A 22,448-nucleotide genomic window follows, 5' to 3' on the forward strand; every position below is an offset into this window, starting at 1 on the left:
CGTGCCCACCCCACCGAGCCCCACCAGGCCCGTCCTGATCGCCGGAGCAGGCATCGGAGGACTCACCGCCGCCCTGGCCCTGCGGCGGCGCGGCGTGCCCGTCGCCGTCTACGAGCGGCGCCAGGCCGGCGAGATCGTCATGGCCGGCAGCGGACTGACCATCTGGAGCAACGCCACCACCGCCCTCGGCACCCTCGGCCTCACCGACACCCTCCTGGCCCGCGGCGAGAAGGTACTCGGCGGCGTCAGCGTCGACGCCCGCGAACGCCCCATCTACCGGATGCGCACCGCCCGGCACACCTGGCCGGGCAGCGTCCCCTCCGTCAGCATCAGCCGCGGCGACCTCATCGACCTGCTGATGGAGGCGTGCGAGACCGCCGGGGTCCCCGTGCACCTGAACCGTCGCTGCGTGGGCTACGAACAGGGCCCGGACGGCGTCGTCCTCAAACTCGACGACGGGCAGGCGGTGCAGGGCAGCGTGCTGGTCGGCGCCGACGGCATCCGCTCCGCGATCCTCGCCCAACTGCACGGCGAACCCCCGGAGCCGCTCTACACCGGCCGCTCCACCTACCGCGGCATCAGCCCCACCCCCGAGGGACTCGCCCCCGGCACCGTCTACATGTTCCACCACGCGCCGACCCGGGTCGGCGGCGGCGCCTGGCACGTCGGCGGCGGCCGGGTCGCCTGGACGCTGAGCCGCGCCGCCGACCCCGGGGAACGCGAGGAGCAGAGCGTGCTCAGGGAACGCGCCCTCGACCTCGCCCGCCCGCTGCCCGGGCTGCCCAGCAGACTGGTCGCCGCCACCGCCGCGCCCGCGGTGATCCGCACCGACATCTTCTACCACCAGTGGCGGGAGCGCTGGGGCGACGGCCGGGTCACCCTCCTCGGCGACGCCGCCCACGCCATGCCCACCGACCTCGGGCAGGGCGCCTGCCAGGCCATCGAGGACGCCGTGGTGCTCGCGGCCGCGCTCGCCGCCCACGACGACCCGGTGAGGGCCCTGCGCGTCTACGAGGAGCGGCGGCTGCCCCGGGTGCGCTGGGTGCGCGAGCAGGTCATGCGGCTGGTCCGCTGGCCGCAGATCGACAACCGGGCGCTGAAGTGGCTGGTGACGAAGGTCGTCGCACCGGCCGTGATCGCCGTGAAGCAGCGTTCCCTCTGGCGCGAGCTGCAGCGCCCGCCGCTGCCGTGGGACGGCGCGCCCGGCTCCGGGGAGGCACGGTGACCGACCGCCAGGACATCCCGCGCCCGGCGACCTGGCTCACCGAGGCCGAGCGGGCGTGGCGCGCGCGGGTCGCCGCCGTCGCCGAGAAGTCCGTCGCGCCCCGGGCCGCCGCCATGGACCGCGCCGCGGCCCTCGCCCCCGACCTCGTCGGGGAGCTGCGGGCCGCCGGGCTCATGGCGATCCACGTGCCCGAACGCTACGGCGGTCGCGGCGGCGGCCTCTTCGACGTCATCGTGGCCATCGAGGAACTCGCCCAGGCCGACCCCGCCGTGGCCGTCTTCGTCGACGTACAGAACGCCCTGGTCACGCAGGCCCTCCTCAGCCACGGCAGCGGCGACCAGAAGCGCACCCACCTGACCGCGCTGGCCGGGGGCGGCGTCGGCGCCTTCGCCCTGTCGGAGGAGCTGGCCGGGAGCGACGCGCTCGCCCTGGCCACCACCGCCCGCCCCGAGGGCGACGGCTTCGTCCTGGACGGCACCAAACGCTGGATCACCAACGCCGCCGAGGCCGACCTGTTCCTGGTCCTGGCCCGGGTGCCCGAACGCGGGCTGACCGCGTTCCTCGTCGACCGCCGCGCCGACGGCCTCACCGTCGGCGACCGCACCGCCAAGATGGGCATCCGCGCCACCTCCACCTGCGAGGTGCGCCTGGACGGCGTACACCTCTCCCGGCGTGACGTCCTCGGCGCGGTCGGCCGGGGCGACGTGGTCGCCGTACAGACCCTCGACGTCGGCAAGCTGGGCATCGCCGCCCAACTGGTCGGGCTCGCCCAGGGCGCGCTCACCGCCGCCGTGGCGCACGCCCGCGACCGCGTCCAGTTCGGCCAGCCGATCGGCGCCTACCAGGGGGTGCGCTTCCCGCTCGCCCGGGTCAGCGCCGAACTGGAGGCCGCGCGCACGCAGCTGTACAGCGCCACCCGGCTGGCCGAGCACGGGGCGGGGGGCGGCGAACTGACCCGCGCGGCGGCCGTCGCCAAGTACCTGGCGTCCGAGGTCGCCGAACGCGCCGCGTCGCTCGCCGTGGAGACCCTCGGCGGGCAGGGCTACGCCGAGGCCGGGGGAGTGGAGAAGCTGTACCGGGACGCCAAGGTCGGCAAGATCTACGAGGGCACCAGCAACATGCAGTTCCGGGCGATCGCGGCGCACCTGCTGCGCGGCGTCCCCGAACACACCGCCCGCGCGTCACACCCCGGGGACGACCCCGACGGCGCCGCGCACCCCGGGGTGTGACGCCGTGCGCCTGTTCTGCCTCCCCTACGCGGGCGGCTCCGCGCCGGTCGTGTACCGCGACTGGACGGCCCTCCCGCCCGGCGGCACCGAGGTGTGGCCGCTGGAACTGCCCGGCCGGGGCGCCCGGATGGCACAGACCCCGTGCACATCCGTCGACGCGCTCGTGGACGACCTCGTGCCCACCGTGCTGTCCGCCCTCGACGGCGGCCCGTACGCCCTGTTCGGGCACAGCCTCGGCGGCCTGCTCGCCTTCGAACTCGCCCGCCGCCTGGAACACGTCCACGGACGGCCCCCCGCGCACCTGCTGGTGTCCGGCTTCGAGGCACCCGACGCGCCCACCGAACCGGACCGCGACCACCTGCTGCCCGACGACGCCTTCCGCGCCCGGCTGCGGGAACTCGCGGGCACCCCGCAGGAGGTCCTCGACAACGACGACCTGATGGAGCTGCTCATCCCGGTCCTGCGGGCCGACTTCACCGCCTCCAACACCTACCGCCTCACCTCCCCGCGGTCCACCCTGACCTGCCCGCTCACCGTCTTCGGCGGACTCGACGACCCCGAGGCGCCCCCGCACACCCTGCGCGCCTGGCGGCACCGCACCCGCGGCCCCTTCCGGCTCCACCTGCTGCCCGGCGACCACTTCTTCCTGCACACCGAGAGCGTTCCGCTCACCCGGGCGGTCAGCGCCGCCCTGGGGACGGACGAGGCGGTCGTCGACCGACGCCGCGAAAGGAGGGCCTGATGCGCCCCTGGCTCTACAACACCCTCTACCGGCTGGGCATCGCCCCCTGGGACACCGGCGTACGGCCCCACCTCGTCGACCTCGTCGAGTCCGGCCGGATCAAGCCGGAGGGCGGCGGCCGGGTCCTCGACCTGGGCTGCGGCACCGGCGCGGAGTCCGTGTACCTGGCCGGGCGGGGCTTCGACGTCGTCGGCGTCGACTACGCCCGCGTCGCCCTGGACCGGGCCCGGGCGCGCGCCCGGCAGGAGGGCGCCGAGGACCGGTGCCGCTTCGTGCGGGCCGACATCACGTCGTACCCGCTGCCCGGCGTCGACGGCACCTTCGACGTCATCCTCGACTTCGGCGCCCTCGACGACATGACCGGCCAGCCCCGCGCCGACATGGCCCGCCTCATCCACCGGTACGCCCATCCGGGCACGGTGTTCGTGCTGTGGTGCTTCTACGCCCGCAAGGAGGACGTGCCGCGGGTGAAGTTCGCCGGCGTGTCGCAGCTGCACAGCATGATCGAACCCGGTGAGGAGCAGCGGCTGTTCGGCGACGGGTTCGCCGTCGAGCGGGTCGAGTCGCCGGAGCACACCGCGTGCTTCGTGATGACGAAGAGGTGACCGGCGCGGCGGGCGGCCGACGCGAACGCGCCCTCACCCTGGGCGTCGTCTGCTCGGCCCTGTTCCTCGCCCTGCTCGACAGCACGGTCGTCGGCCTGGCGCTGCCCACCGTCCGCCGTGACCTGGGCGCCGACCTGACCGGCCTCCAGTGGGTCGTCGCGGGGTACGTCTGCCCGTACGCGGCGCTGCTGCTGACCGGCGGGTTCCTGGGCGACCGGTACGGGCGGCGGCGGGTGTTCCTGGCGGGCATGGCCGTGTTCACCGCCGGGTCCCTGCTGTGCGCGGCGGCCGGGTCGGTGGCGGCGCTGGCCGCCGGGCGCGCCGTGCAGGGCGTCGGCGCGGCGGCGGTCACCCCGCAGACCCTGGCCCTGCTCAGCCAGGTGTTCCCGGGCGAACGGGAACGCGCGAAGGCGCTGAGCACCTGGTCCGCGGTGTCCGGCCTCGCGCTGCTGCTCGGCCCGGTGGCGGGCGGCTCGTCCGCCGAACTCCTCGGCTGGCGCAGCGTGTTCCTGCTCAACGTGCCGGTCGGTGTGTTCGCCCTCGCCGTCGGCCGCTGGCTGCCGGGGCCGGTCACGGCGGGCCCCGGACGCCCCCTGGACGGCAGGGGCCAGCTCCTGATCGCGGCGGGCCTCGGCGCGGCCACCTACGGGCTGGTGGAGGGCCCGCGGGCGGGCTGGTCGGCGCCGCCCGTGGCCGCCGCGCTGGCCCTGTCCGCCGCGGCGGCGCTCACCCTGCTGCGGGCGGAGCGGCGCACCACGCACCCGGCGCTGCGCCTGGACTTCTTCCGCGGGCGCGTCTTCACCGGCGCCACCAGCGTGACCTTCCTGATGGCCATCGCCCTCAACGCCGCCTACCTGGTGCTCAGTCTGCGGTTGCAGGTGCTCGACGGGGCCTCGCCCGGCCGGGCCGGGGTACGGCTGCTGCCGACCATGGCGGCCATCGTGGTCGGCGCCGTCGTCGCCGGACGCCTGGCCCGGCGTCCGGTGCCGTGGCGCCCGGTCGCCGCCGGGACCGCGCTGGCCGGGGCGGCGCTGCTGTCCGTGGCCGCCCTGGCGTCCGGGCACCCGTACGCCGTGTGGTGGCCCGGCGCGGCCCTCATGGGGCTCGGCATGGGCCTGGTGATGTCCCCCAACAACGCGGCCATGCTCGGCGGCGTCCGCCCCGAGGACACCGCCCAGGCGGCGGCGATGGGCGGCGTCGCGCAGCAGGTCGGCGCGCTGCTGGGTGTCGCCTCCCTGGGCGCCGTACTCGCCCCCGCCGCCCTGACCGGGCAGTCCTCCCTGACCACCGCGGCCCGCGCGGAGCTGACCGCCGGCCTGCGGCACGGCCTGCTGTTGGCCGGGCTGTGCTGCCTGCTGGCCACGACGGCGACGCTGCTGCTGACCCGGGGCGGACGGCGGGCCCCACGGCCCGACCCCGTGCCGGACCCGACGGACGTCGCCGATCACGCCTGACCGGTGTACACCCGCGTCACGCGCTCACCGATCCGCACGACGACCTCGTTGGCGATGGTGTCCAGCCGCCGCACCCACTCCGCCAGCGTCGGCTCCCCGTCGCACCCCGGGCCGAACAGCACCACCTCGTCACCGGGCGCCGCCGGGGTGTCGCCGAGGTCCACCACGAACTGGTCCATGCACACCCGCCCGGCGATCCGGTGCCGGGCCCCCGACACCCACACCGGCACGGTGTTGCCCGCCGCCCGCGGCACACCGTCGGCGTACCCCAGCGGCACCACCGCGAGACGGGTGCGGCGCGCGGTGCGGTAGGTGTGGCCGTACGACACCCCCTGGCCCGCGGGCACCCGCTCCACCTGGGCGATCCGCGCCCGCAGCGACATCGCGGGCCGCAGGTCGGCGTCGGTCAGCGGGTCCCCGGGCCACAGCCCGTACAGCGCGATGCCGGGGCGTACCAGGTCGAAGCAGGCGTCCGGCAGGGCGAGGGTGGCCGCGGAGCTGGCGAGGTGGCGGACGGCGCCGCGGACCCCGGCGCGCTCGGCGAACCGCACCGCGTCCCGGAACAGGTCGAGCTGGGTCAGACAGCGCCGGTCCCGGGGATCGTCGGCCGAGCCGAGGTGGGACCAGAGCCCCGCCACCCGCAGCGTGCCGTCCGCCTCGCCCTTGAGCGCGGCGTCGACCAGCGCGGGCCACTCGGCGAGCGGGCAGCCGCCCCGGCCGAGCCCGGTGTCCGCCTTCAGGTGCACCCGGGCGGTCGCACCGCGCCGCGCCGCCGCCCGGGCGATCTCCGCCAGGCGCGCCGGATCACCGGCGGACAGGTCGACGTCCCGCGCGATGGCCCCCTCCCAGTCGGCGCCCGGGCCGTTGAGCCAGGACAGCACCGGCGCCCCGATCCCGGCCGCGCGCAGCCGCAGCGCCTCGCCGACGGTGGCCGTGCCGAGCCAGCCGGCCCCCGCGGCGAGGGCGGCGCGGGCGACCGGTACGGCGCCGTGCCCGTACCCGTCGGCCTTGACCACCGCCATCACCTCGGCCCGACCCGCCGCACGGCGCAGCACCTCCGTGTTGTGACGGACGGCGCCGAGACTGACCTGGGCGCGGGCCGCTGGTACGTCACTCACGCGCGGCAACGGTAGGGCGCCCCGGGGCCCGCGGGCAGCCCCGGCCGCCCGGTCGGTCGGCCTGCCCGGTCGGGCACCCCGGGCGGGGCGTGCCCCCAGGTGCCCGGCGGCAGGTGAGAGCGCTTCCAGCCGTTCGCGGGCCGTGAAGTAGGGTGACGGCGCGAAGGGAGCGTGGGCGGTGCAGGAGCGGGTCACCATGGCGGACGTCGCCCGCGCGGCCGGTGTCTCGTCCGCCACGGTCTCCTACGTGCTGTCCGGCAAGCGGCCGGTCGCCCCGGAGACCCGCGCCGCCGTCGAGGCCGCCATCGCCGAGCTGGGCTTCACCGTGAACAGCGCCGCGCGCAGTCTGCGCACGGGCCGGTCCGCCCTGGTCGCGCTGATCGTGCCCGACATCGTCAACCCGTTCTTCGCCCAGCTCGCCGCGACGCTCCAGGAGGAGCTGCGCGGCCTGGGCATCCACGTCGTCGTCTGCAACACGCGGGCGCGCCGCGACGAGGAGCGGGCCCTGCTGGCCGAGGCGGTGCAGCAGCGGTTCGCCGGGGTGGTCATCACCCCGTTCCGTCTGCTGCCCCGGGACTTCGAGGCGGTGACCCGCGCGGGGCTCCCCGTCGTCGTCAGCGCGGACGTGCCGTTCGGCCCGGTCGACCAGGTGATGCCGGAGGCGCGGACGGCGACCCGGCAGGCCCTGGAGCGGGTGACCGCGGCACGCCGCCGCCGTATCGCCATGATCGCGGGCCCGCGCGACGCGACGGGCGGCGACCCGCGCCTGGAGCTGCTCAGGACGCTCGCCCTCCAGTTCGGCACGTCCCTGCCCCGTCACCTGGTGGTCCGCGGCGAGCACACCCGGGAGGCGGGCGCCGCCGGGTTCGCCGAGCTGATGAACCGGCGCTACCGTCCGGACGCCGTGTTCTGCGGCAACGACGTGATCGCCGTCGGCGCCATGGACAAGGCGCGGGAGCTGGGCGTCGACATCCCCGGCGACGTGGCACTCGTCGGCCACGACGACGCCGTCTTCGCCTCCCTGGTCCGGCCCCAGCTGACGACCGTCCGCTACCCGGCGGAGGAGGTCGGCCGGGCCGCCGCCCGGCTGCTGGGCGAGCGGTTCGAGGGCCGCGCCGTGCACCGGACGGTGCGCGTACGGGCGGAGTTCGTCGCCCGGGGCTCGGCCTGAGGGCTGTGGCGTAATCGATTCCGTAACGCGGCGTCAGCGGCCCACCCAACCCCGTACAGCAAATAACTCCCAGCTCGCAGCGGGGATTTGAGATTCTCACCCACTCCCCGCCCGCATCACGAAGCGACATAGAAACCAGTCGATCCTGTCGAATCCGTTGACTTCTGAGGATTCCTGTTGTGAAGGTTGCCGCCATCGCTCCACCGGAGCGGACCCTCGGCGCAAGGAGCAGTCACATGGCGATGCGCGATCGCACTTCCGTGCCCAGACGCTGCGTGATCGGCGGGGCGGTCCTGGCCCTCACCGTGGCGACCGGCTGCGGTGGCGGCGGCACGGAGGACGGCGCGGCGGACACGTCCTGTGAGCGGGCCTCGGGCAAGGTCACCCTGCAGTACTGGTCCTGGGTTCCCGGGATGCAACAGGCGGTGGACGCCTGGAACAGCGACCACCCGGACATCCAGGTCAAGTTGAGGACGACCCCGGCGGGCAACGCGGGCACCTACCAGAACCTGTCCAACGCCCTGAAGGCCGACAAGGCCCCCGACCTCGGCCAGATCGAGTACGACTCCCTCGCCAGCTTCCGGCTGAAGAACGGCCTGCGCGACATCGCCGAGTGCCCCGGAGTCACCGGCGCCGAGCCGGAGTTCGCCGACTGGACCTGGTCCCAGGTCGACTTCGGCGCCGACGGCGAGGACGGCGTCTGGGCGATCCCGCAGGACACCGGCCCGATGGCGCTGTTCTACCGCAAGGACGTCTTCGACCGGCTCGGCCTCAAGGCGCCCACCACCTGGCAGGAGTACGAGGCCGACGCCCGCGTGCTCAGGAAGGCGGGCAAGTACATCACCCACTTCTCCCAGACCGACCCCAACTGGTTCACCGGTCTGCTCTGGCAGAACGAGGCCACCCTCTTCGAACGCGACGGCGACACCTGGAAGGTCACCGTCGACCGCCCCGAGAGCCGCCAGGTCGCCGACTACTGGCAGAGGCTCATCGACGACAAGCTCGTCGCCACCGACCTCCAGGGCTTCTCACCCGCGCTCTACAAGGCGTGGAACTCCGGCGAGGTGGTCACCTGGGTCAGCGCCGCCTGGGGCTACAGCACCATCCGCGACAACGCCAAGTCGACCGCGGGCAAGTGGGCGGTGGCCCCCATGCCGCAGTGGCGGGAGGGCGAACAGCGGGCCGGGAACTGGGGCGGCTCCACCACCGCCGTCCTCGCGGGCAGCGAACACCCCGCCGAAGCGGCCGAGTTCGCGTTGTGGCTGAACACCGACGCCGAGGCGCTGGAGATCCTCAACCGCGAGGGCGGCCTCTACCCGGCGGCCAAGGCGGGCCTCGACCTGCCCGCGCTGGCCGAGCCGGTCGACTTCTACGGCGGGCAGAAGGTCTTCGACGTCTTCGCGCGGGCGTCCGCCCACGTGGACACCGACTTCACCTGGGGCCCGACCATGACCGACACCTACCGCTACCTCAGCGACGGCACCGCGGAGGCCACCGGCGGCCGGACCACCCTCGGCGAGGTCCTCAAGCGCACCGGCGAGCAGAGCGCCGACTCCCTGCGCGAGCAGTCCCTCGACGTCACCGGCGGCTGACCGGCCGCCCACGCTCCCCGCACCCCCGCCAGCGTCCTGGCGGGGGCCGACCCCCCCCACCGTCGAAGGCAGCCCGTGACAGCCACCCCCGCCCCGCCCACCCCGGTGCCCCGCCGCCCGCGCCGACTCCTCACCCCCTACGGCTTCCTCCTCCCGTTCCTCATCCCGTTCGTCCTGTTCACCCTGGTGCCGGTCGGCTACGCGTTCTGGCAGAGCCTGCACAGGACCGAACGCACCGGCGGCACCTTCGGACGCACCCACTCCGTCTTCGCGGGCTTCGAGCAGTACGCCGACGTCGTCCGGGAGCCGTTCTTCGCCGACAGCCTGCTGCGCGTCGGCGGGTTCGCGCTGGTGCAGATCCCGGTGATGCTGCTGCTCGCCCTGGTCCTCGCCCTGCTCCTGGACTCGGCCGTCGCCCGCCTCAAACGGTTCTTCCGGCTGGTCTACTTCGTGCCGTACGGCATCCCCGGCGTCGTCGCCGCCCTGATGTGGGCCTTCCTCTACGACCCCCGGCTCTCCCCGCTCGTGGACCTGCTCAAGTCGGCCGGGGCGGACATCGACCCGCTCGGGCCCGGCCTGGTGCTGTGGTCCATCGGCAACGTCGTCACCTGGACCTACACCGGCTACAACATGCTGATCCTCTACTCCGCGCTGCAAGCCCTGCCGACCGACGTCACCGAGGCGGCCCGCGTCGACGGCGCGGGCGGCTGGACCGTCGCCTGGCGCGTCAAGGTCCCGCTGATCCGGCCCGCGCTGGTCCTCACCGGCGTGTTCTCCGTCATCGGCACCTTCCAGCTGTTCACCGAACCGCAGGTGTTCCGCTCCATCTCCACCAGTGTGACCAGCACCTACACCCCCAACATCGCGGCGTACTCGCTCACCGCGGGCGACCACTACAGCCAGGCGGCGGCGCTGTCCGTGCTGCTCGCCACCGTCACGTTCGTGCTGTCGTTCGCGTTCCTGCGCCTGACCGCGAGGAGGCAGCGATGAGTCTGCTCACCCGGACCGAGGGCGCCCACGCGGTCGCCCCCGTACGCCGCCGCCCACCCGCGCGGGGACGGCTGTCCACCGTCCTCGCGGTGGCGTTCCTGGCCGCGACCGCCTGCTACATGCTGCTGCCGGTCTACTGGCTGCTGGTCTCGGCGACCAAGAGCCAGAGCGACCTGGTCTCCACGCCGGGCCTGCTGCCCGCCGACTGGCACCTCGGCGACAACCTCACCGCGCTCTTCGACCAGCAGGACGGCGTCTTCGGCCGCTGGCTCCTCAACAGCCTGCTCTACGCCGGAGCGGGCGCGGCCGTCGCCACCCTGCTGGCCGCCGCGGCCGGATACGCCCTCGCCGTCTACGCGTTCCGGGGGCGCGAGGCGGTGTTCTCCGTCATCCTCGGCGGCGTCCTGGTGCCCGCCACCGCGCTCGCCCTGCCGCTGTTCCTCCTCTTCGCCGAGGTCGACGCCACCAACACCTTCTGGTCGGTGTTCCTGCCCAGCGTCGTCAGTCCCTTCGGCGTCTACCTCTCCCGCATCTTCGCCACGGCCTCCGTCCCCACCGAGGTCATCGAGGCGGCACGGATGGACGGCGCGGGGGAGGTGCGCATCTTCCGCACCCTCGCCCTGCCGATGATGGCGCCCGCGCTGGTGACGGTCTTCCTGTTCCAGTTCGTCGTCATCTGGAACAACTTCCTGCTGCCGCTGGTCATGCTCCAGGACGACGACCTGTACCCCGTCACGCTCGGCCTGTTCACCTGGCAGTCCCAGACCAGCCGCCTGCCCGAACTCCAGACCCTCACCATCGTGGGCGCGCTGGTCTCCGTCGTGCCCATCGTGCTGACCTTCCTGCTGCTCCAGCGGTACTGGCGCGCCGGACTCGCCGCGGGGGCCGTGAAGTCGTAGCCCCTCCCCGCGACCCCGTCACCCCCGGCCCAGGGTGCTCTCCCGCGCCACCAGCCGGTAGTCCGCCGCCACCTCCCGCACGCTGCCGCGCTGGCGCACCGAGTGCCGTACGCCGCCGAGCTGGGCGTCCAGCATGTCCACGGCCACCCGGGCGATCTGCGCCTTGTCGGGGGAGACGGTCGTCAGGGTGGGGGTGCTGTAGCGGCCGTCCTCGATGTCGTCGAACCCGGCGACGGCGACGTCGCCGGGCACGTCGAGCCCCGAGGACAGCGCGGTGCGCAGCGCGCCCAGGGCCAGCAGGTCGTTGAAGCAGAACACGGCCCGCGGCGGCTCGGGCAGCTCCAGCAGCCACCGCATGACCTGGGCGCCGTCGGCGCGGTGGTACGACGCCGTCGGCGGCGCGAGCTGGTCGTCGTACGCGATGCCCGCCGCCCGCAGCGCGTCACGGTAACCGGCGAGCCGCAGGTGGGCGGTGTTGGCGCTGGGGTTGTCCTGGCGGCCTATGGCGGCGATCCGGGTGTGGCCGCGGGCGATCAGGTGCTCGGTGACCTCCCGGGCGGCGCGCTGGTTGTCGATGGCGACGTGGTGGGTCGGGCCGTCCAGCACCCGCTCGCCGAGCAGGACCAGCGCCGTGGTGTCGGTACGGGCGGCCAACTCCTCGCGGCCCACGGTGATGGGACTGAAGATCAGCCCGTCGATGCGCTGCTCCCGTACGCCGTCCAGGACCTCCCGCTCCCGCTCCGGCAGCCCGTCGGTCTGCTCGATCAGGACGGTCCAGCCGCGCTCGGTGGCCGCCGCGATGACGAAGCGGCTGATCTCCGCGAAGTACGGGGCGTCCAGCTCGGGCAGGGCCAGCGCGATGACGCCGGTGCGTCCCTGGCGGAGGTTGCGGGCCGAGAGGTTGGGCCGGTACTCCAGCTCGGCCAGCGCGCGTTCCACCTTCTCACGGGTCGGCGGCGACACGTACGTGTAGCCGTTGACAACGTTGGACACCGTCTTCACGGACACGCCGGCCAACGCCGCGACGTCCTTGAGACTCGCCCCCACCTGCTCACCTCCACCGCACCCCGCGGGTGCTCCTGCCCCGATGACACGTCTCACCGTCGCACACGGCACCACGGCCCGCGGACGAGCCCGCGCCACGGCACCGCGGGAAACATTTTCGGAAGAACCTTGCCGCTCCCTATTTACGACGCTGTTTCAACGATGTAATCGTATCGGGCAACGACGGCCCGTGCCTCCCCGGCCACCCGAGCGGCCGTCAAGGGCGTGTTGCGCACGTCCCGTCGTCCGCCCGCTCGGCAGGCGGGACTCGGGCAACAGGCCCGTCACCCCTCCGCGCGATGGCGCGCGTTCCCCTGTCGCCAGCAGGGGCGCGCGCCACCGTGCGGGCGAACCGAAACCCAGGGAGCGCAGCTTCATGCCCACGGCCCGTCTCACCCTGGATCCGGCCTTCCGGGTCGGATCCGTCGACCGACGACTGTTCGGCTCGTTCGTCGAGCACATGGGCAGATGCGTCTACACCGGGATCTACGAGCCCGGCCACCCCACCGCCGACGCCGACGGCTTCCGCACCGACGTCCTGGACCTGGTCCGCGAACTCGGCGTCACCGTCGTGCGCTACCCCGGCGGCAACTTCGTCTCCAACTACCGCTGGGAGGACGGCGTCGGCCCGCGCGAGTCCCGCCCCCGCCGCCTGGACCTGGCCTGGCGCAGCGTGGAGTCGAACGCCTTCGGCCTCAACGAGTTCATGGCCTGGGCCGCCAAGGCGGGCGTCGAGCCGATGATGGCCGTCAACCTCGGCACCCGCGGCACCGCCGAGGCGCTCGACCTGCTGGAGTACACCAACTACCCCTCCGACACCACCCTGTCCGAGCTGCGCCGCTCACACGGCGTGCACAAGCCGCACGACGTGCGCCTGTGGTGCCTGGGCAACGAACTCGACGGCCCCTGGCAGATGGGCCACAAGACGGCCCACGAGTACGGCCGGACCGCCGCCGAGACCGCCCGCGCGATGAAGCGGTTCGACCCGTCCCTGGAACTCGTGGCCTGCGGCAGCTCCAACGCCTACATCGACACCTTCGCCTCCTGGGAGGCGACCGTCCTGGAGCACACCTACGAGTTCGTCGACTACGTCTCCCTGCACGCCTACTACGAGCCCACCGGCACCGACACCCGCTCCTTCCTCGCCAGCGCCGCCGAGATGGACCAGATGATCTCGTCCATCACGGCCACCGCCGACCACATCGGCGCCAAGGTGCGCAGCGGGAAGAAGATCAAGCTGTCCTTCGACGAGTGGAACGTCTGGTACCAGAGCCGGTTCGGCGGCGAGCGGTCCCTCGACTGGCGCCCCGCGCCCGAACTCATCGAGGACCGGTACGACGTCACGGACGCCGTCGTCGTGGGCAGCCTGCTGATCACGCTGCTCCGGCACGCCGACCGGGTGGGCGCCGCCTGCCAGGCGCAGCTGGCCAACGTCATCGCCCCGATCATGACCCGCCCGGACGGCCCCGCCTGGCGGCAGACGATCTTCCACCCCTTCGCCCGCACCGCCCGGCACGCCCGCGGCACGGTCCTGCGCGTCGAACCCGACTCCCCGCTGGTGGACACCGACAAGTACGGCGAGGTCCCCGCTCTGTGGGCCACCGCGACCCACGACGAGGAGACCGGCGAGGTGGTGCTGTTCGCCGTCAACCGGCACCCCGACCAGCCCCTGACCCTCACCGCCGACCTGCGCGCCCTCGGCGGCGCGGCCCGCGTCGAGGAGCACCTCGTGCTGCACGACGACGACCCGGCGGCGGTGAACACCGCCGACCAGCCCGACCGCGTCCGCCCACGCCGGGCCGCGGACACCCGCGCGGCCGAGGGCGCGCTCACCGTCGACCTGCCCCCCGTGTCGTGGACCATGGTCCGCCTGGCCACGCGCTGACCCCGTTCCGTTCCCCTTCCGTTCCGATCCCCCCGACCGATCCGACCGCCACGTCCCGGGCCCGGCCGCGGGCCCACACCCGAGGAGCACCAGAATGCGTACCACCACCACCCCCGGCCGCCCGTCCCGCAGAACACTGCTCGGCGCCTCGGCCGCGGCTGCCGCGGGGCTGCTCACCGCGTGCAGCTCAGGCACCAAGATCGGATCGGACCAGGGAGGCGCGACGGCCCCGTCCTTCAGCGGCGGTGCGTACGACGGCCCCAAGGTCACCCTGGAGTACTGGAACGGCTTCACCGGCGGTGACGGCCCGCACATGCAGGCCATGCTCGCCTCCTTCAACCAGCGCTTCGGCGACCGGATCACCGTCAAGAACACCACCCGCCAGTGGGCCGACCTCTACCCGGCGATGCCCACCGCGATCGCCGCGGGCAAGGGCCCCGACGTCGCCGTGATCCACAACGACCAGATCGCCACCTTCGCCGCCCGCCGCACCCTCATGCCGCTGGACGACGTCGTCTCCGCGCTCGGCCTGAGCGAGGACGACTTCATCCCGGCGGTCTGGCAGGCGGGCATCTACGACGGCCAGCGCTACAGCGTCCCGCTGGACGTGCACTGCCTGGCCGACTACTGGAACGGCCGCCAGCTGACCAAGGCCGGTCTCGAGGACGCGCCCGGCGACCGCGACGGCTTCGAGGGCGCGCTGCGCGAACTGAAGTCCAGCGGCGTCGCGCACCCCTTCTGGATGCCCAACAAGTGGCCCGCGCACCTGATGTTCATGACCCTGCTGTGGCAGTTCGGCGGCGAACTCTACGACCAGGAGGGCACCCACGCCCTGTGGGGCTCCGACGCGGGCGCGGAGGCGCTGAACTGGATGGTGGCGCAGATCAAGGGCGGCTACAGCCCCGAACAGGTCGCGCAGGACGCCCAGTACAACGCCTTCAAGAACAACAAGGTCAGCTTCACCTGGGACGGCATCTGGCAGATCAACGACCTGAAGGAGACCGCCAAGAGCGTCGACTGGCGGATGTCCCCGATCCCGAACATCGGCGGCACCAAGGCGGTGTGGACCGCCGGCCACAACTTCGTCATCACCTCCCAGGCCGGACGGGACGAGAACAAGGCGCAGGCCGCCAAGTTCTTCATCGACTACATGAGCGAACGCTCCACCGAGTGGGCCAAGGCGGGCATGATCCCCGCCCGCAACAGCGTCCGCTCCCAGCCCGAGGTGGCCGGGCTGCCGCAGGTCCCGTTCGCCGAGGACGTCGACGTCTTCCGCTTCCTGCCCGCCCTGCCCGGCCTCGGCGACGTCCAGACCAAGGCGCTGGAACTGGCCGTGCAGCAGGCCGTCCTGGGCACGAAGTCCGTCACCTCGGCACTGGACGAGGGGGTGCGGACCGCCAACAAGGTCCTCGCCGAGAACAAGCAGAAGTACGCGAAGTGAGGCGGGCTCGGTGCAGCGGCTGAAGACCGGGCCGTCCGCCACGCGGGACCGGCGGACCCGGGGCGGCGCGCAGCCCCGGGCCGCGCGCTACCAGTGGTGGACCCCGTATCTGTTCATGGCGCCCTACCTGGCGCTCTTCCTCACCTTCGTGGTGGCTCCGATCGTCTACGGGGTGTGGATCAGTCTGCACGCCTGGGACATCAACGTGCCCGTCAAACCGTTCGTCGGCCTGGACAACTACCGCGAACTGTTCGACCCGGACAGCGTGGACGGCCCCCGGTTCTGGCGGGCGATGAAGGCCACGGGCGTCTTCACGGTGCTCTCCGTGCCGCTGCTGCTGATCGTGCCGCTGCTGACGGCGCTGCTGATGAACGGCAGGTTCCGGGGCCGCAACCTGTACCGCGCGGTCTACTTCGCGCCCTACGTCCTCGGCGTCGCCGTCGTCGGTCTGCTCTGGCGGTTCCTGCTGGACGGCAACATCGGCCTGGTCAACCACTACCTCGGCGCCCTCGGGCTGCCCGACGACATCCAGTGGACCACCGACACCCCGGCCGCCTGGTGGGGCCTGGTCCTGGTCACCGTGTGGTGGACGCTGGGCTTCAACTCCGTGATCTACCTGGCCGGACTCCAGGACATCCCCGCCGAGCTGTACGAGTCGGCGCGCGTCGACGGGGCAGGCGCCTGGCAACGGTTCCGGTACGTCACCCTGCCCGGGCTGCGGCCGGTCGCCCTGTTCGTGGTCAACTCCACGCTGCTGGCCTCGGCCAACATGTTCGGACAGTCGTACCTGATCACCACCGGGGCGCCCGCCGACGAGACCAAGACCGCGATCTACCTGATCGCCGAGACCGGACTGCGGCGCTTCGAGATGGGCTCGGCGTCCGCGATGAGCTTCGTGCTCGCCCTGGCACTGATGGCCGCGAGCGCGCTGGTCTTCCGCGTCTTCCGCGAGCGGCAGGAGGACCGATGACCGAGATCCGCGTCCCGCAGTCCCGGCACCCCGTGCCCGTGAAGGAGCCGGACACCGCGTCAGCCCCGGCGACCGTCGCCCGGCGGCGGCTGCGGCGCTCCCTGCTGCACCTGATCCTCGCCGTGGTGGCCGCGCTGTACCTCAGCCCGCTGCTGTACATGCTGGTCACCTCGTTCAAGACGCCCTCCGACGCGGGCTCCACGACCCCGGAGTGGATCCCGTCACCGGCCACCCTGAACGCCTACCGCGACGTCCTCGGCGCCACCGACAGCCCCGTGCTGCGCTGGCTGCTGAACAGCCTCGTCGCCGCGTCCGCGCACACCCTGCTGGTGCTGGTCACGGCGACCCCGGCGGCGTACGCCCTGGCCCGGATGCGCTTCCGCGGCCGTACGGTGATCTTCACCGCCGTCGTGGCCACGCTGTTCGTGCCGCCGATGGTGCTGCTGATCCCCAACTTCCTCATCGTCAACGAGTTCGCCTGGGTGGACAGCCTGCCCGCGGTGATCGTGCCCGGCGCGGCGAGCGCCTTCGGCGTGTTCTTCCTGCGGCAGTTCTTCCTCACCCTGCCGGGCGAGCTGGAGGAGGCGGCGGAGATCGACGGCTGCAACCGCTGGCAGATCTTCGTCCGCGTCGTCCTGCCGCTGACCAAGCCCGCCCTGGTCACCCTGGGGATGCTGTCGTTCCTCGCCAACTGGAACGACTTCCTGTGGCCGCTGTACGTGCTGCTCAGCCCGGAGGCGCTGACCCTGCCCGCGGGCCTGGCCAACTTCCAGAGCGCCAACAACATCCACTACGACCTGCTGATGGCCGGGGCCGTCATCGCCAGCGTCCCCGTGCTGCTGCTGTACGTGGTGGCCCAGCGCTGGGTGATCGAGGGCGTATCCCGGTCGGGCCTGAAGGGCTGACCCGACCGGGATCCCCGGGAGGCTCAGGCGTCGCCCATCACCAGACCCTCGATGGTGTGCTTCTGCGTGATGGGCGTCAGCTCCTCCACCACCGGACAGCCGAGGTGACGGCGCACCCGCTCCGGCAGCGTGTCCCAGAAGCCCCGCGTGACCGCCAGGTCGTGCCGCTCGCCGTTGTCCGCCTCCGGACCGTCCACGCCCAGCACCAGCACCGGACGGTCCAGGTCGGACCGGTTCGCCGTACCCCGGTGGATCGTCAGGGCGCTGCGCGCGGAGACGTCGCCGCGGCGTGCAGGCTGCTGGCGGACACCGGCGGGCGCCTCGTCGACGGCCTCATCATCAGCCCGTGGTCGGTGAGCCCCGAGGACCTGACCGCCCGAGCCCGGGACGTGCCCGTCGTCCTGCTGGGGGAGCGGGACCCGCACGGCGCCGCGGACCGGGTCGCCGTGGACAACGTGCTCGCCGCCGACCAGGCCACCACGCACCTGATCGAGACCGGCCGCCGCCGCGTCGCCGCCATCGGCCTCCAGCCGCACCTGCGCAACGGCACCGCCGACCAGCGGCTGGCGGGCTACCGCAGCGCCCTCGCCCGCGCCGGTCTGACCCCCGACCCGGCCGCCGAACGCGAGGTGGCCGCCCTGCACCGGCGGGACGGCGCCGAGGCGATGACCGCCCTGCTGGCGTCCGGCGCCCGCCCCGACGCCGTGTTCGCGTTCACCGACGAACTCGCCCTCGGCGCCCTGCACGTGGCCCACGAGGCGGGCCTGGACGTCCCCGGCGACCTGGCCGTGGTCGGCTTCGACGACATCGAGGACGGCCGCTACGCCCACCCGCCCCTGACCACGGTCGTCCCCGACAAGCGGCAGATCGCCGAGCGCGCCCTCCAATGCCTGGCGGACCGCGTCTACAGCCCCGCGCCGGGCGTCCCGCCCCTCGACGTCGTGGTCCCGCACCGGCTGGAGATCCGGGGGAGCACGGGGCGCGTCATGCCGTGAGCGGACCGTCAGCCGGTCTCGCGGGCACGCTCCGGAAGGCCGGTCCCCGCGCTGCCGAGGAGGCGGCGGCGGGCGGGCGGGTGCAGATGGGCGCGGGTCAGGTCACCGTCGTAGTGGGCCCGCAGCAGCGGATGCGTCACCCGGCGCCACAGCGGCGGGCACCACGCCAGCACGATCATGGTGGCGTACCCGGAGGGCAGCTGCGGCGCCTCGTCGAAGTGGCGCAGGGTCTGGTAGCGGCGCAGGGGGTGCGCGTGGTGGTCCGAGTGCCGCTGGAGCTGGAAGAGGAACAGGTTGCTGATCGTGTGGTCGCTGTTCCAGCTGTGCCGGGGCGCCACCCGCTCGTACCGCCCGTCGGCCCGGCGCTCCCGCAACAGGCCGTAGTGCTCCAGGTAGTTCACCGTCTCCAGCAGACAGAACCCGAGCACGGCCTGGAGGAGGAGGTAGGGCAGCACCCGCGGGCCGAAGGCGGCGGTCAGGACGGCGAACAGCGCCACCGACATCGCCCAGGCGGTCAGGATGTCGTTGTGCCGGCTGACCACCGGCCGCCCGCGCCGCGCCAGCCGCCGCTGTTCGAGGTGCCAGGCGGAGCGCAGGCTGCCCAGCACGGTCCGCGGCAGGAACCGCCAGAAGCTCTCGCCCATCCGGCTGCTCGCGGGGTCGTCCGGGGTGGCGACCCGTATGTGGTGGCCGTGGTTGTGCTCGACGTAGAAGTGGCCGTAGAAGGTCTGCGCGAGCGCCATCCGGCTCAGCCGCCGCTCCAGCAGCTCCCGCTTGTGGCCGAGTTCGTGGGCGGTGTTGATGGCCACCCCCGAGACGACCCCGGTGGTCGCGGCGAGGCCGAGCCCCTCGACGACGGACAGCCCCCCGTCCGCCCACCGGCCGCAGGCCCACACCAGCGCCCCGAACTGGAGGGGCAGGTAGAGGTAGGTGCACCACCGGTAGTAGCGGTCGGCCTCCAGCCGGGACATGGCCTCCTCGGGCGGGTTGGCGCCGTCGGGACCGATCAGCTGGTCAAGCAGCGGGACGAGGACGAACGCGAAGAACGACCCCCACCACCAGAACACACCCGCTCCGGTGACGGCGACGAGGCCACCGGCCTGGAAGGGCAGGGTCGGCACGGCGAGGGCGAGCAGCCACAACGGCCGCCGGGGATCCCGCCAGAGGCGGGCGTCGTTCGTCGCTGGTTTCATGACGGCTCCTTGGGGAGGAGGGAACCAGGGGGCGGCTCTGACGGTGACACGTCATGGAGTACGTTGACAAAGGGGGCGCCGTGTCAACGTTCTGACGGCACATCAACGATGAGGTCGGGGGGAACGGAGAGGGAAGGGGAAGAGGAACCGATGCGCAGGAAGACGGCCCCCGCCGTGCCGGAGCACCGCCCCGACCCGCCCCGGGTGGCATGGCGCAGGCAGATGCGCGAGCGGGTGCTCGCCGAGGCCCGCGCGCTCGCCGCCGAGGGCGGCTGGGACCGGGTCCGGGTCGCCGACCTGGCGCTGCGCGCCGAGGTGTCCCGGCCCTCGATCTACAAGGAGTTCGGCGACCGGGCGGGCATAGGGCAGGCCCTGGTGCTGCGCGAGACGGAGGCGTTCCTGCTCGGCCTGGCCGCCGTACTGCACGCCCGGCGGGACGACGTCGGCGCCGCGTTGGAGGCGGGCGTGGCCCACGCCCTGGCCGAGGCGGGCGACAACCCCTTCGTCGGCGCGGTCCTGACCGCCGCCCGCGGCGGCACGGACGCGCTGCTGCCGTTCCTGACCAGCCGGCCCGAGCCCGTCTTCTCCAACGCCTGGCGCCTGCTGGCGGACTGGCTGGGCGAGGTGGCGCCGGGCACACCGGCGGACCGGCGCCTGGAGGCCGCCGACCTGGCGGTACGGCTGACACTCAGCCACATGCTGCTCCCGTCGCCCCGGACCGCGGAGACCCCGGCGCGGGTGTCACGGGCGGTGTGCGCCGTACTCGGCCTGCCACACCTCCCTCCTGCCGCGACCGGCACGTGACGGTCCGCGGCCCCGACAGGCACAGCCGCCGCCCACGCTGTCAGGTTCCCCGGGCCCCCTGGTGGTTGCCCACGTACTTCCCGAGGACACCCGCCGTCGGCCGCCGGCTCGGGCGTACGCCGGATGGTCGGCCAGCGCGGCGGGCGCGGGCGTCAGCCCGGCCCGAAGACCTCCCGGGCGGCCTGGTCGGGGGCACCGGACCGCGGGTCCGTCACCAGCACCACCTCGTCCCCGGCCCGCAGCCGGGTGCCGGGGCTCAGGGACAGCAGAACGCCGTCCCTGATGACCAGGGAGACCCAGACGTCATCCGGCAGGGCCAGATCCGTGACGCCCGTGTCCTCGGCCGCCGCGCCGGGCTGGACCCGGTAGCGGCGCACGCCGGTCGGAGGAGACCGGAAGCGGACACCGAGCGGCCACGGCCTGAGCGCCCTGGCGTGGAGACGGATGCCGCAGCGCCGCGCCAGCCACGGGATCAGCGTTCCCTGTCCGAGGATGGAGACCGCGACCACCACGAAGACGATCGCGTAGGTGTCCCGGCCGTGGGCGGCGTGACCGGTGACCAGGAAGCTGCCCAGCAGGATCGGCACGGCCCCCTTCAGTCCGGCGAGCGCCAGGAACACCCGCTCACCCCGGCGCACCCGCACCGGCAGCAGCATCGGCAGCATCACCGCGGGACGCACCAGGACCAGCGTCACCACCGCCATGAGGACACCGTCGACGACGGTTCCCACGCCCTCGAAGTCCGCCAGGGTGACCGTCAGGCCCAGCGCGGTGAAGGCCACGAGCTCGCCGAGGCTGGCCAGCGCGCCGTGGAAGCGCCCGATTGCCCGCTCGAACGGCAGGTCGCTGTCCGCGAGCAGGACGCCGGTGGCGAAGACCGCCAGGAACCCGGAGCCGTGCGCGACGGTCGCCACCCCGTAGACCACCAGGGCGCCCGCCAGCACCGCGAGCGAGTACAACCCGCCCTCGGGAAGGCGCACCCGGCGCAGCAGCCACCGCAGACCGAGACCGCCCGCGACGCCGGTGGCGGCGCCGACGGCCAGCTGCACGGCGAAGACCAGGGCGACATGCCCCACCGCGGCCGAACCGGTACGCCCGCCCAGCTCCAGCACCCCCGCCAGCAGGGCGACGCCCGCCGGATCGTTCAGTCCCGCCTCGCCGTTCAGCAGGGTGCCGCTGCGCCCTCGGACCTCCTTGCGGCCCAGGGCCGAGAAGACCGCCGCCGGGTCGGTCGGCGCCAACGCGATACCGAGGAGCAGCGCGGCGTGCCAGGAGAAGCCCAGCAGCAGATGCGCCAGCGCGCCGGTCGCTCCGGCGATCAGGACAGTACCGGCCAGCCCCATCCAGGACGCCGCCGCCAGGGACGGCCGCAGCCTCCGCCAGCCCAGGGACACGCCTCCGTCGAGCAGGATGAAGACCAGCGCCACGGTGACCAGTTGCTGCGTGATGTCGAGGGGGACCGCGGGGAGCGGGGGAACCAGCTCCGACACGGCGATCGCGGCGAAGAGGAAGAAGGCGGGAGCGGGTACCCGGACGCGCTCGCTCACGGGATGGAAGACGAGGGCGGCGGCCACCACCGCACCCGTGGCCAACAACACCCAGCCGAACGACTCCAGCTCGTGCGTCATGCCGGCCACCCCCCACCGTTCCCGGCCACCGGAGGGGCATCGCGGCAGCCGCTCACGGGTGACGCGATGCCCGCCAGCACTGCTGGACGGGCGGAGGACGGCCACCTGCCCGAGCATCGCAGCCGTGCGCCCCCGTCCGACGGACCGACAGCGAGGCGGCGACGCGCCGAGTGAGGGAGCGCGGTGGCCCGGAAGGTGACATGGCCGGTCGTACTCGTCCTGGCCCGCGGCGCCCCGGCGGCCGGGATCCCGCGGGGGCGGACCGTGGCCCCGCGCTTCCTGCTGCGCATCGTGCTCCCTCCAGCCGTCGTCAGGCCGCCCATGCCCCCTGCGTACGAGGCGGCCTGCCGTGGTGCGATGTCGGGCAGTGGTACCGCGAGGTGACGGAACTCGAAACGGTCGTCCCCACTCACGGTGGCGGCGAGGACCGGACCCCGTACGGGCACCGTGTACCCCGGGCCACCGGCCGGGTGGTCTGAGACCACCACCCCGGGGAAGGCGCCCCTGACCGCCGTCGACTCCTCCGCACTCCCACTCCTCACCACACGAGCACGATGC

The 22,448-nt window shown here is 73.5% G+C and carries 18 protein-coding genes and 2 pseudogenes; 15 read left to right on the forward strand and 5 right to left on the reverse strand.

What is annotated here, in order from left to right:
- The first annotated feature begins 1 nt into the window (after position 1).
- The 5 genes from ABZ659_RS32135 to ABZ659_RS32155 are packed head-to-tail and all read left to right on the forward strand — an operon-like array spanning position 2 to position 5,255.
- Positions 2 to 1,225: an NAD(P)/FAD-dependent oxidoreductase gene (locus ABZ659_RS32135; protein WP_360227186.1), complete on the forward strand. Its 1,224-nt coding sequence runs from the start codon at positions 2 to 4 to the stop codon at positions 1,223 to 1,225.
- On the forward strand, positions 1,222 to 2,454 hold the full coding sequence (locus tag ABZ659_RS32140) for an acyl-CoA dehydrogenase family protein (protein WP_360227189.1): 1,233 nt from the start codon (positions 1,222 to 1,224) through the stop codon (positions 2,452 to 2,454). Before ABZ659_RS32135 ends, ABZ659_RS32140 begins: the two co-directional genes overlap by 4 nt.
- A 4-nt stretch (positions 2,455 to 2,458) precedes the next feature.
- The gene (locus ABZ659_RS32145; protein ID WP_360227192.1) at positions 2,459 to 3,196 is read left to right on the forward strand and encodes an alpha/beta fold hydrolase; all 738 of its coding nucleotides are present in this window, start codon (positions 2,459 to 2,461) and stop codon (positions 3,194 to 3,196) included.
- Positions 3,196 to 3,801 carry a class I SAM-dependent methyltransferase gene (locus ABZ659_RS32150; RefSeq protein ID WP_360227195.1) on the forward strand — a complete coding sequence of 202 codons (606 nt, stop codon included), beginning with the start codon at positions 3,196 to 3,198 and terminating at the stop codon, positions 3,799 to 3,801. Before ABZ659_RS32145 ends, ABZ659_RS32150 begins: the two co-directional genes overlap by 1 nt.
- Positions 3,777 to 5,255 carry an MFS transporter gene (locus ABZ659_RS32155; protein WP_360227198.1) on the forward strand — a complete coding sequence of 493 codons (1,479 nt, stop codon included), beginning with the start codon at positions 3,777 to 3,779 and terminating at the stop codon, positions 5,253 to 5,255. Before ABZ659_RS32150 ends, ABZ659_RS32155 begins: the two co-directional genes overlap by 25 nt.
- Here ABZ659_RS32155 and alr read toward each other — a convergent pair.
- A complete protein-coding gene (gene alr, locus ABZ659_RS32160) occupies positions 5,246 to 6,373 on the reverse strand; it encodes an alanine racemase (RefSeq protein ID WP_360227201.1) in 1,128 nt (375 codons plus the stop codon). The genes ABZ659_RS32155 and alr overlap by 10 nt on opposite strands.
- 178 nt (positions 6,374 to 6,551) lie before the next feature.
- On the opposite strand from alr, the gene ABZ659_RS32165 reads away from it, so the two are divergent.
- The 4 genes from ABZ659_RS32165 (at position 6,552) to ABZ659_RS32180 (ending at position 11,025) form a co-directional block, all read left to right on the forward strand.
- Positions 6,552 to 7,544 carry a LacI family DNA-binding transcriptional regulator gene (locus tag ABZ659_RS32165; RefSeq protein WP_360227204.1) on the forward strand — a complete coding sequence of 331 codons (993 nt, stop codon included), beginning with the start codon at positions 6,552 to 6,554 and terminating at the stop codon, positions 7,542 to 7,544.
- Positions 7,545 to 7,780: 236 nt separating this feature from the next.
- Positions 7,781 to 9,136, forward strand: a complete 1,356-nt coding sequence (locus ABZ659_RS32170) for a sugar ABC transporter substrate-binding protein (RefSeq protein WP_360227207.1) — start codon at positions 7,781 to 7,783, stop codon at positions 9,134 to 9,136.
- Positions 9,137 to 9,241: 105 nt separating this feature from the next.
- Positions 9,242 to 10,126: a sugar ABC transporter permease gene (locus ABZ659_RS32175; RefSeq protein WP_360227258.1), complete on the forward strand. Its 885-nt coding sequence runs from the start codon at positions 9,242 to 9,244 to the stop codon at positions 10,124 to 10,126.
- A complete protein-coding gene (locus tag ABZ659_RS32180) occupies positions 10,123 to 11,025 on the forward strand; it encodes a carbohydrate ABC transporter permease (RefSeq protein ID WP_360227210.1) in 903 nt (300 codons plus the stop codon). The genes ABZ659_RS32175 and ABZ659_RS32180 overlap by 4 nt, the downstream gene beginning before the upstream one ends.
- 18 nt (positions 11,026 to 11,043) lie before the next feature.
- Here ABZ659_RS32180 and ABZ659_RS32185 read toward each other — a convergent pair whose 3' ends face one another.
- The gene (locus ABZ659_RS32185) at positions 11,044 to 12,072 is read right to left on the reverse strand and encodes a LacI family DNA-binding transcriptional regulator (protein ID WP_360227213.1); all 1,029 of its coding nucleotides are present in this window, start codon (positions 12,070 to 12,072) and stop codon (positions 11,044 to 11,046) included.
- A 373-nt stretch (positions 12,073 to 12,445) separates the two neighbouring features.
- Between ABZ659_RS32185 and ABZ659_RS32190 the strand changes: the two genes are divergently transcribed.
- From ABZ659_RS32190 to ABZ659_RS32205, 4 genes are all read left to right on the forward strand, one after another.
- Positions 12,446 to 13,954, forward strand: a complete 1,509-nt coding sequence (locus ABZ659_RS32190) for an alpha-N-arabinofuranosidase (RefSeq protein WP_360227216.1) — start codon at positions 12,446 to 12,448, stop codon at positions 13,952 to 13,954.
- A 94-nt stretch (positions 13,955 to 14,048) separates the two neighbouring features.
- Complete coding sequence (locus ABZ659_RS32195) at positions 14,049 to 15,395, forward strand: ABC transporter substrate-binding protein (RefSeq protein WP_360227219.1); 1,347 nt, start codon at positions 14,049 to 14,051, stop codon at positions 15,393 to 15,395.
- Between the two features lie 10 nt (positions 15,396 to 15,405).
- Complete coding sequence (locus tag ABZ659_RS32200; RefSeq protein ID WP_360227222.1) at positions 15,406 to 16,365, forward strand: sugar ABC transporter permease; 960 nt, start codon at positions 15,406 to 15,408, stop codon at positions 16,363 to 16,365.
- Positions 16,362 to 17,270, forward strand: coding sequence for a carbohydrate ABC transporter permease (locus ABZ659_RS32205; protein ID WP_360227225.1), 909 nt, complete (start codon positions 16,362 to 16,364; stop codon positions 17,268 to 17,270). Before ABZ659_RS32200 ends, ABZ659_RS32205 begins: the two co-directional genes overlap by 4 nt.
- Before the next feature lie 23 nt (positions 17,271 to 17,293).
- Here ABZ659_RS32205 and ABZ659_RS32210 read toward each other — a convergent pair.
- Positions 17,294 to 17,593 (reverse strand): annotated as a pseudogene (locus ABZ659_RS32210) (phytanoyl-CoA dioxygenase); the annotation flags it as partial.
- Here ABZ659_RS32210 and ABZ659_RS32215 point away from each other — a divergent pair.
- Positions 17,564 to 18,265 (forward strand): annotated as a pseudogene (locus ABZ659_RS32215) (substrate-binding domain-containing protein); the annotation flags it as partial. The pseudogenes ABZ659_RS32210 and ABZ659_RS32215 sit on opposite strands and share 30 nt — an antisense overlap.
- Before the next feature lie 8 nt (positions 18,266 to 18,273).
- Here ABZ659_RS32215 and ABZ659_RS32220 read toward each other — a convergent pair.
- On the reverse strand, positions 18,274 to 19,458 hold the full coding sequence (locus ABZ659_RS32220) for an alkane 1-monooxygenase (RefSeq protein WP_360227228.1): 1,185 nt from the start codon (positions 19,456 to 19,458) through the stop codon (positions 18,274 to 18,276).
- 150 nt (positions 19,459 to 19,608) lie between these two features.
- On the opposite strand from ABZ659_RS32220, the gene ABZ659_RS32225 reads away from it, so the two are divergent.
- Entirely contained in the window at positions 19,609 to 20,262 is a 654-nt protein-coding gene (locus ABZ659_RS32225; RefSeq protein WP_360227231.1) for a TetR family transcriptional regulator, read from the forward strand.
- 152 nt (positions 20,263 to 20,414) lie between these two features.
- Here the strand turns inward: ABZ659_RS32225 and ABZ659_RS32230 are convergent, their stop codons facing one another.
- Positions 20,415 to 21,890: a cation:proton antiporter gene (locus tag ABZ659_RS32230; protein ID WP_360227234.1), complete on the reverse strand. Its 1,476-nt coding sequence runs from the start codon at positions 21,888 to 21,890 to the stop codon at positions 20,415 to 20,417.
- Positions 21,891 to 22,448: the final 558 nt, after the last annotated feature.

The sequence above is a fragment of the Streptomyces sp. NPDC006997 genome, assembly GCF_040635175.1.
Classification (GTDB): domain Bacteria; phylum Actinomycetota; class Actinomycetes; order Streptomycetales; family Streptomycetaceae; genus Streptomyces.

What these genes read in the sequence shown, in the direction of transcription:
- ABZ659_RS32150 (WP_360227195.1), top strand. Translation starts at nt 3,196, where the DNA reads ATGCGCCCCTGGCTCTACAACACCCTCTACCGGCTGGGCATCGCCCCC.
- ABZ659_RS32170 (WP_360227207.1), top strand. Translation starts at nt 7,781, where the DNA reads ATGGCGATGCGCGATCGCACTTCCGTGCCCAGACGCTGCGTGATCGGC.
- ABZ659_RS32180 (WP_360227210.1), top strand. Translation starts at nt 10,123, where the DNA reads ATGAGTCTGCTCACCCGGACCGAGGGCGCCCACGCGGTCGCCCCCGTA.
- ABZ659_RS32190 (WP_360227216.1), top strand. Translation starts at nt 12,446, where the DNA reads ATGCCCACGGCCCGTCTCACCCTGGATCCGGCCTTCCGGGTCGGATCC.
- ABZ659_RS32195 (WP_360227219.1), top strand. Translation starts at nt 14,049, where the DNA reads ATGCGTACCACCACCACCCCCGGCCGCCCGTCCCGCAGAACACTGCTC.
- ABZ659_RS32205 (WP_360227225.1), top strand. Translation starts at nt 16,362, where the DNA reads ATGACCGAGATCCGCGTCCCGCAGTCCCGGCACCCCGTGCCCGTGAAG.
- ABZ659_RS32220 (WP_360227228.1), bottom strand. Translation starts at nt 19,458, where the DNA reads ATGAAACCAGCGACGAACGACGCCCGCCTCTGGCGGGATCCCCGGCGG.
- ABZ659_RS32225 (WP_360227231.1), top strand. Translation starts at nt 19,609, where the DNA reads ATGCGCAGGAAGACGGCCCCCGCCGTGCCGGAGCACCGCCCCGACCCG.
- ABZ659_RS32230 (WP_360227234.1), bottom strand. Translation starts at nt 21,890, where the DNA reads ATGACGCACGAGCTGGAGTCGTTCGGCTGGGTGTTGTTGGCCACGGGT.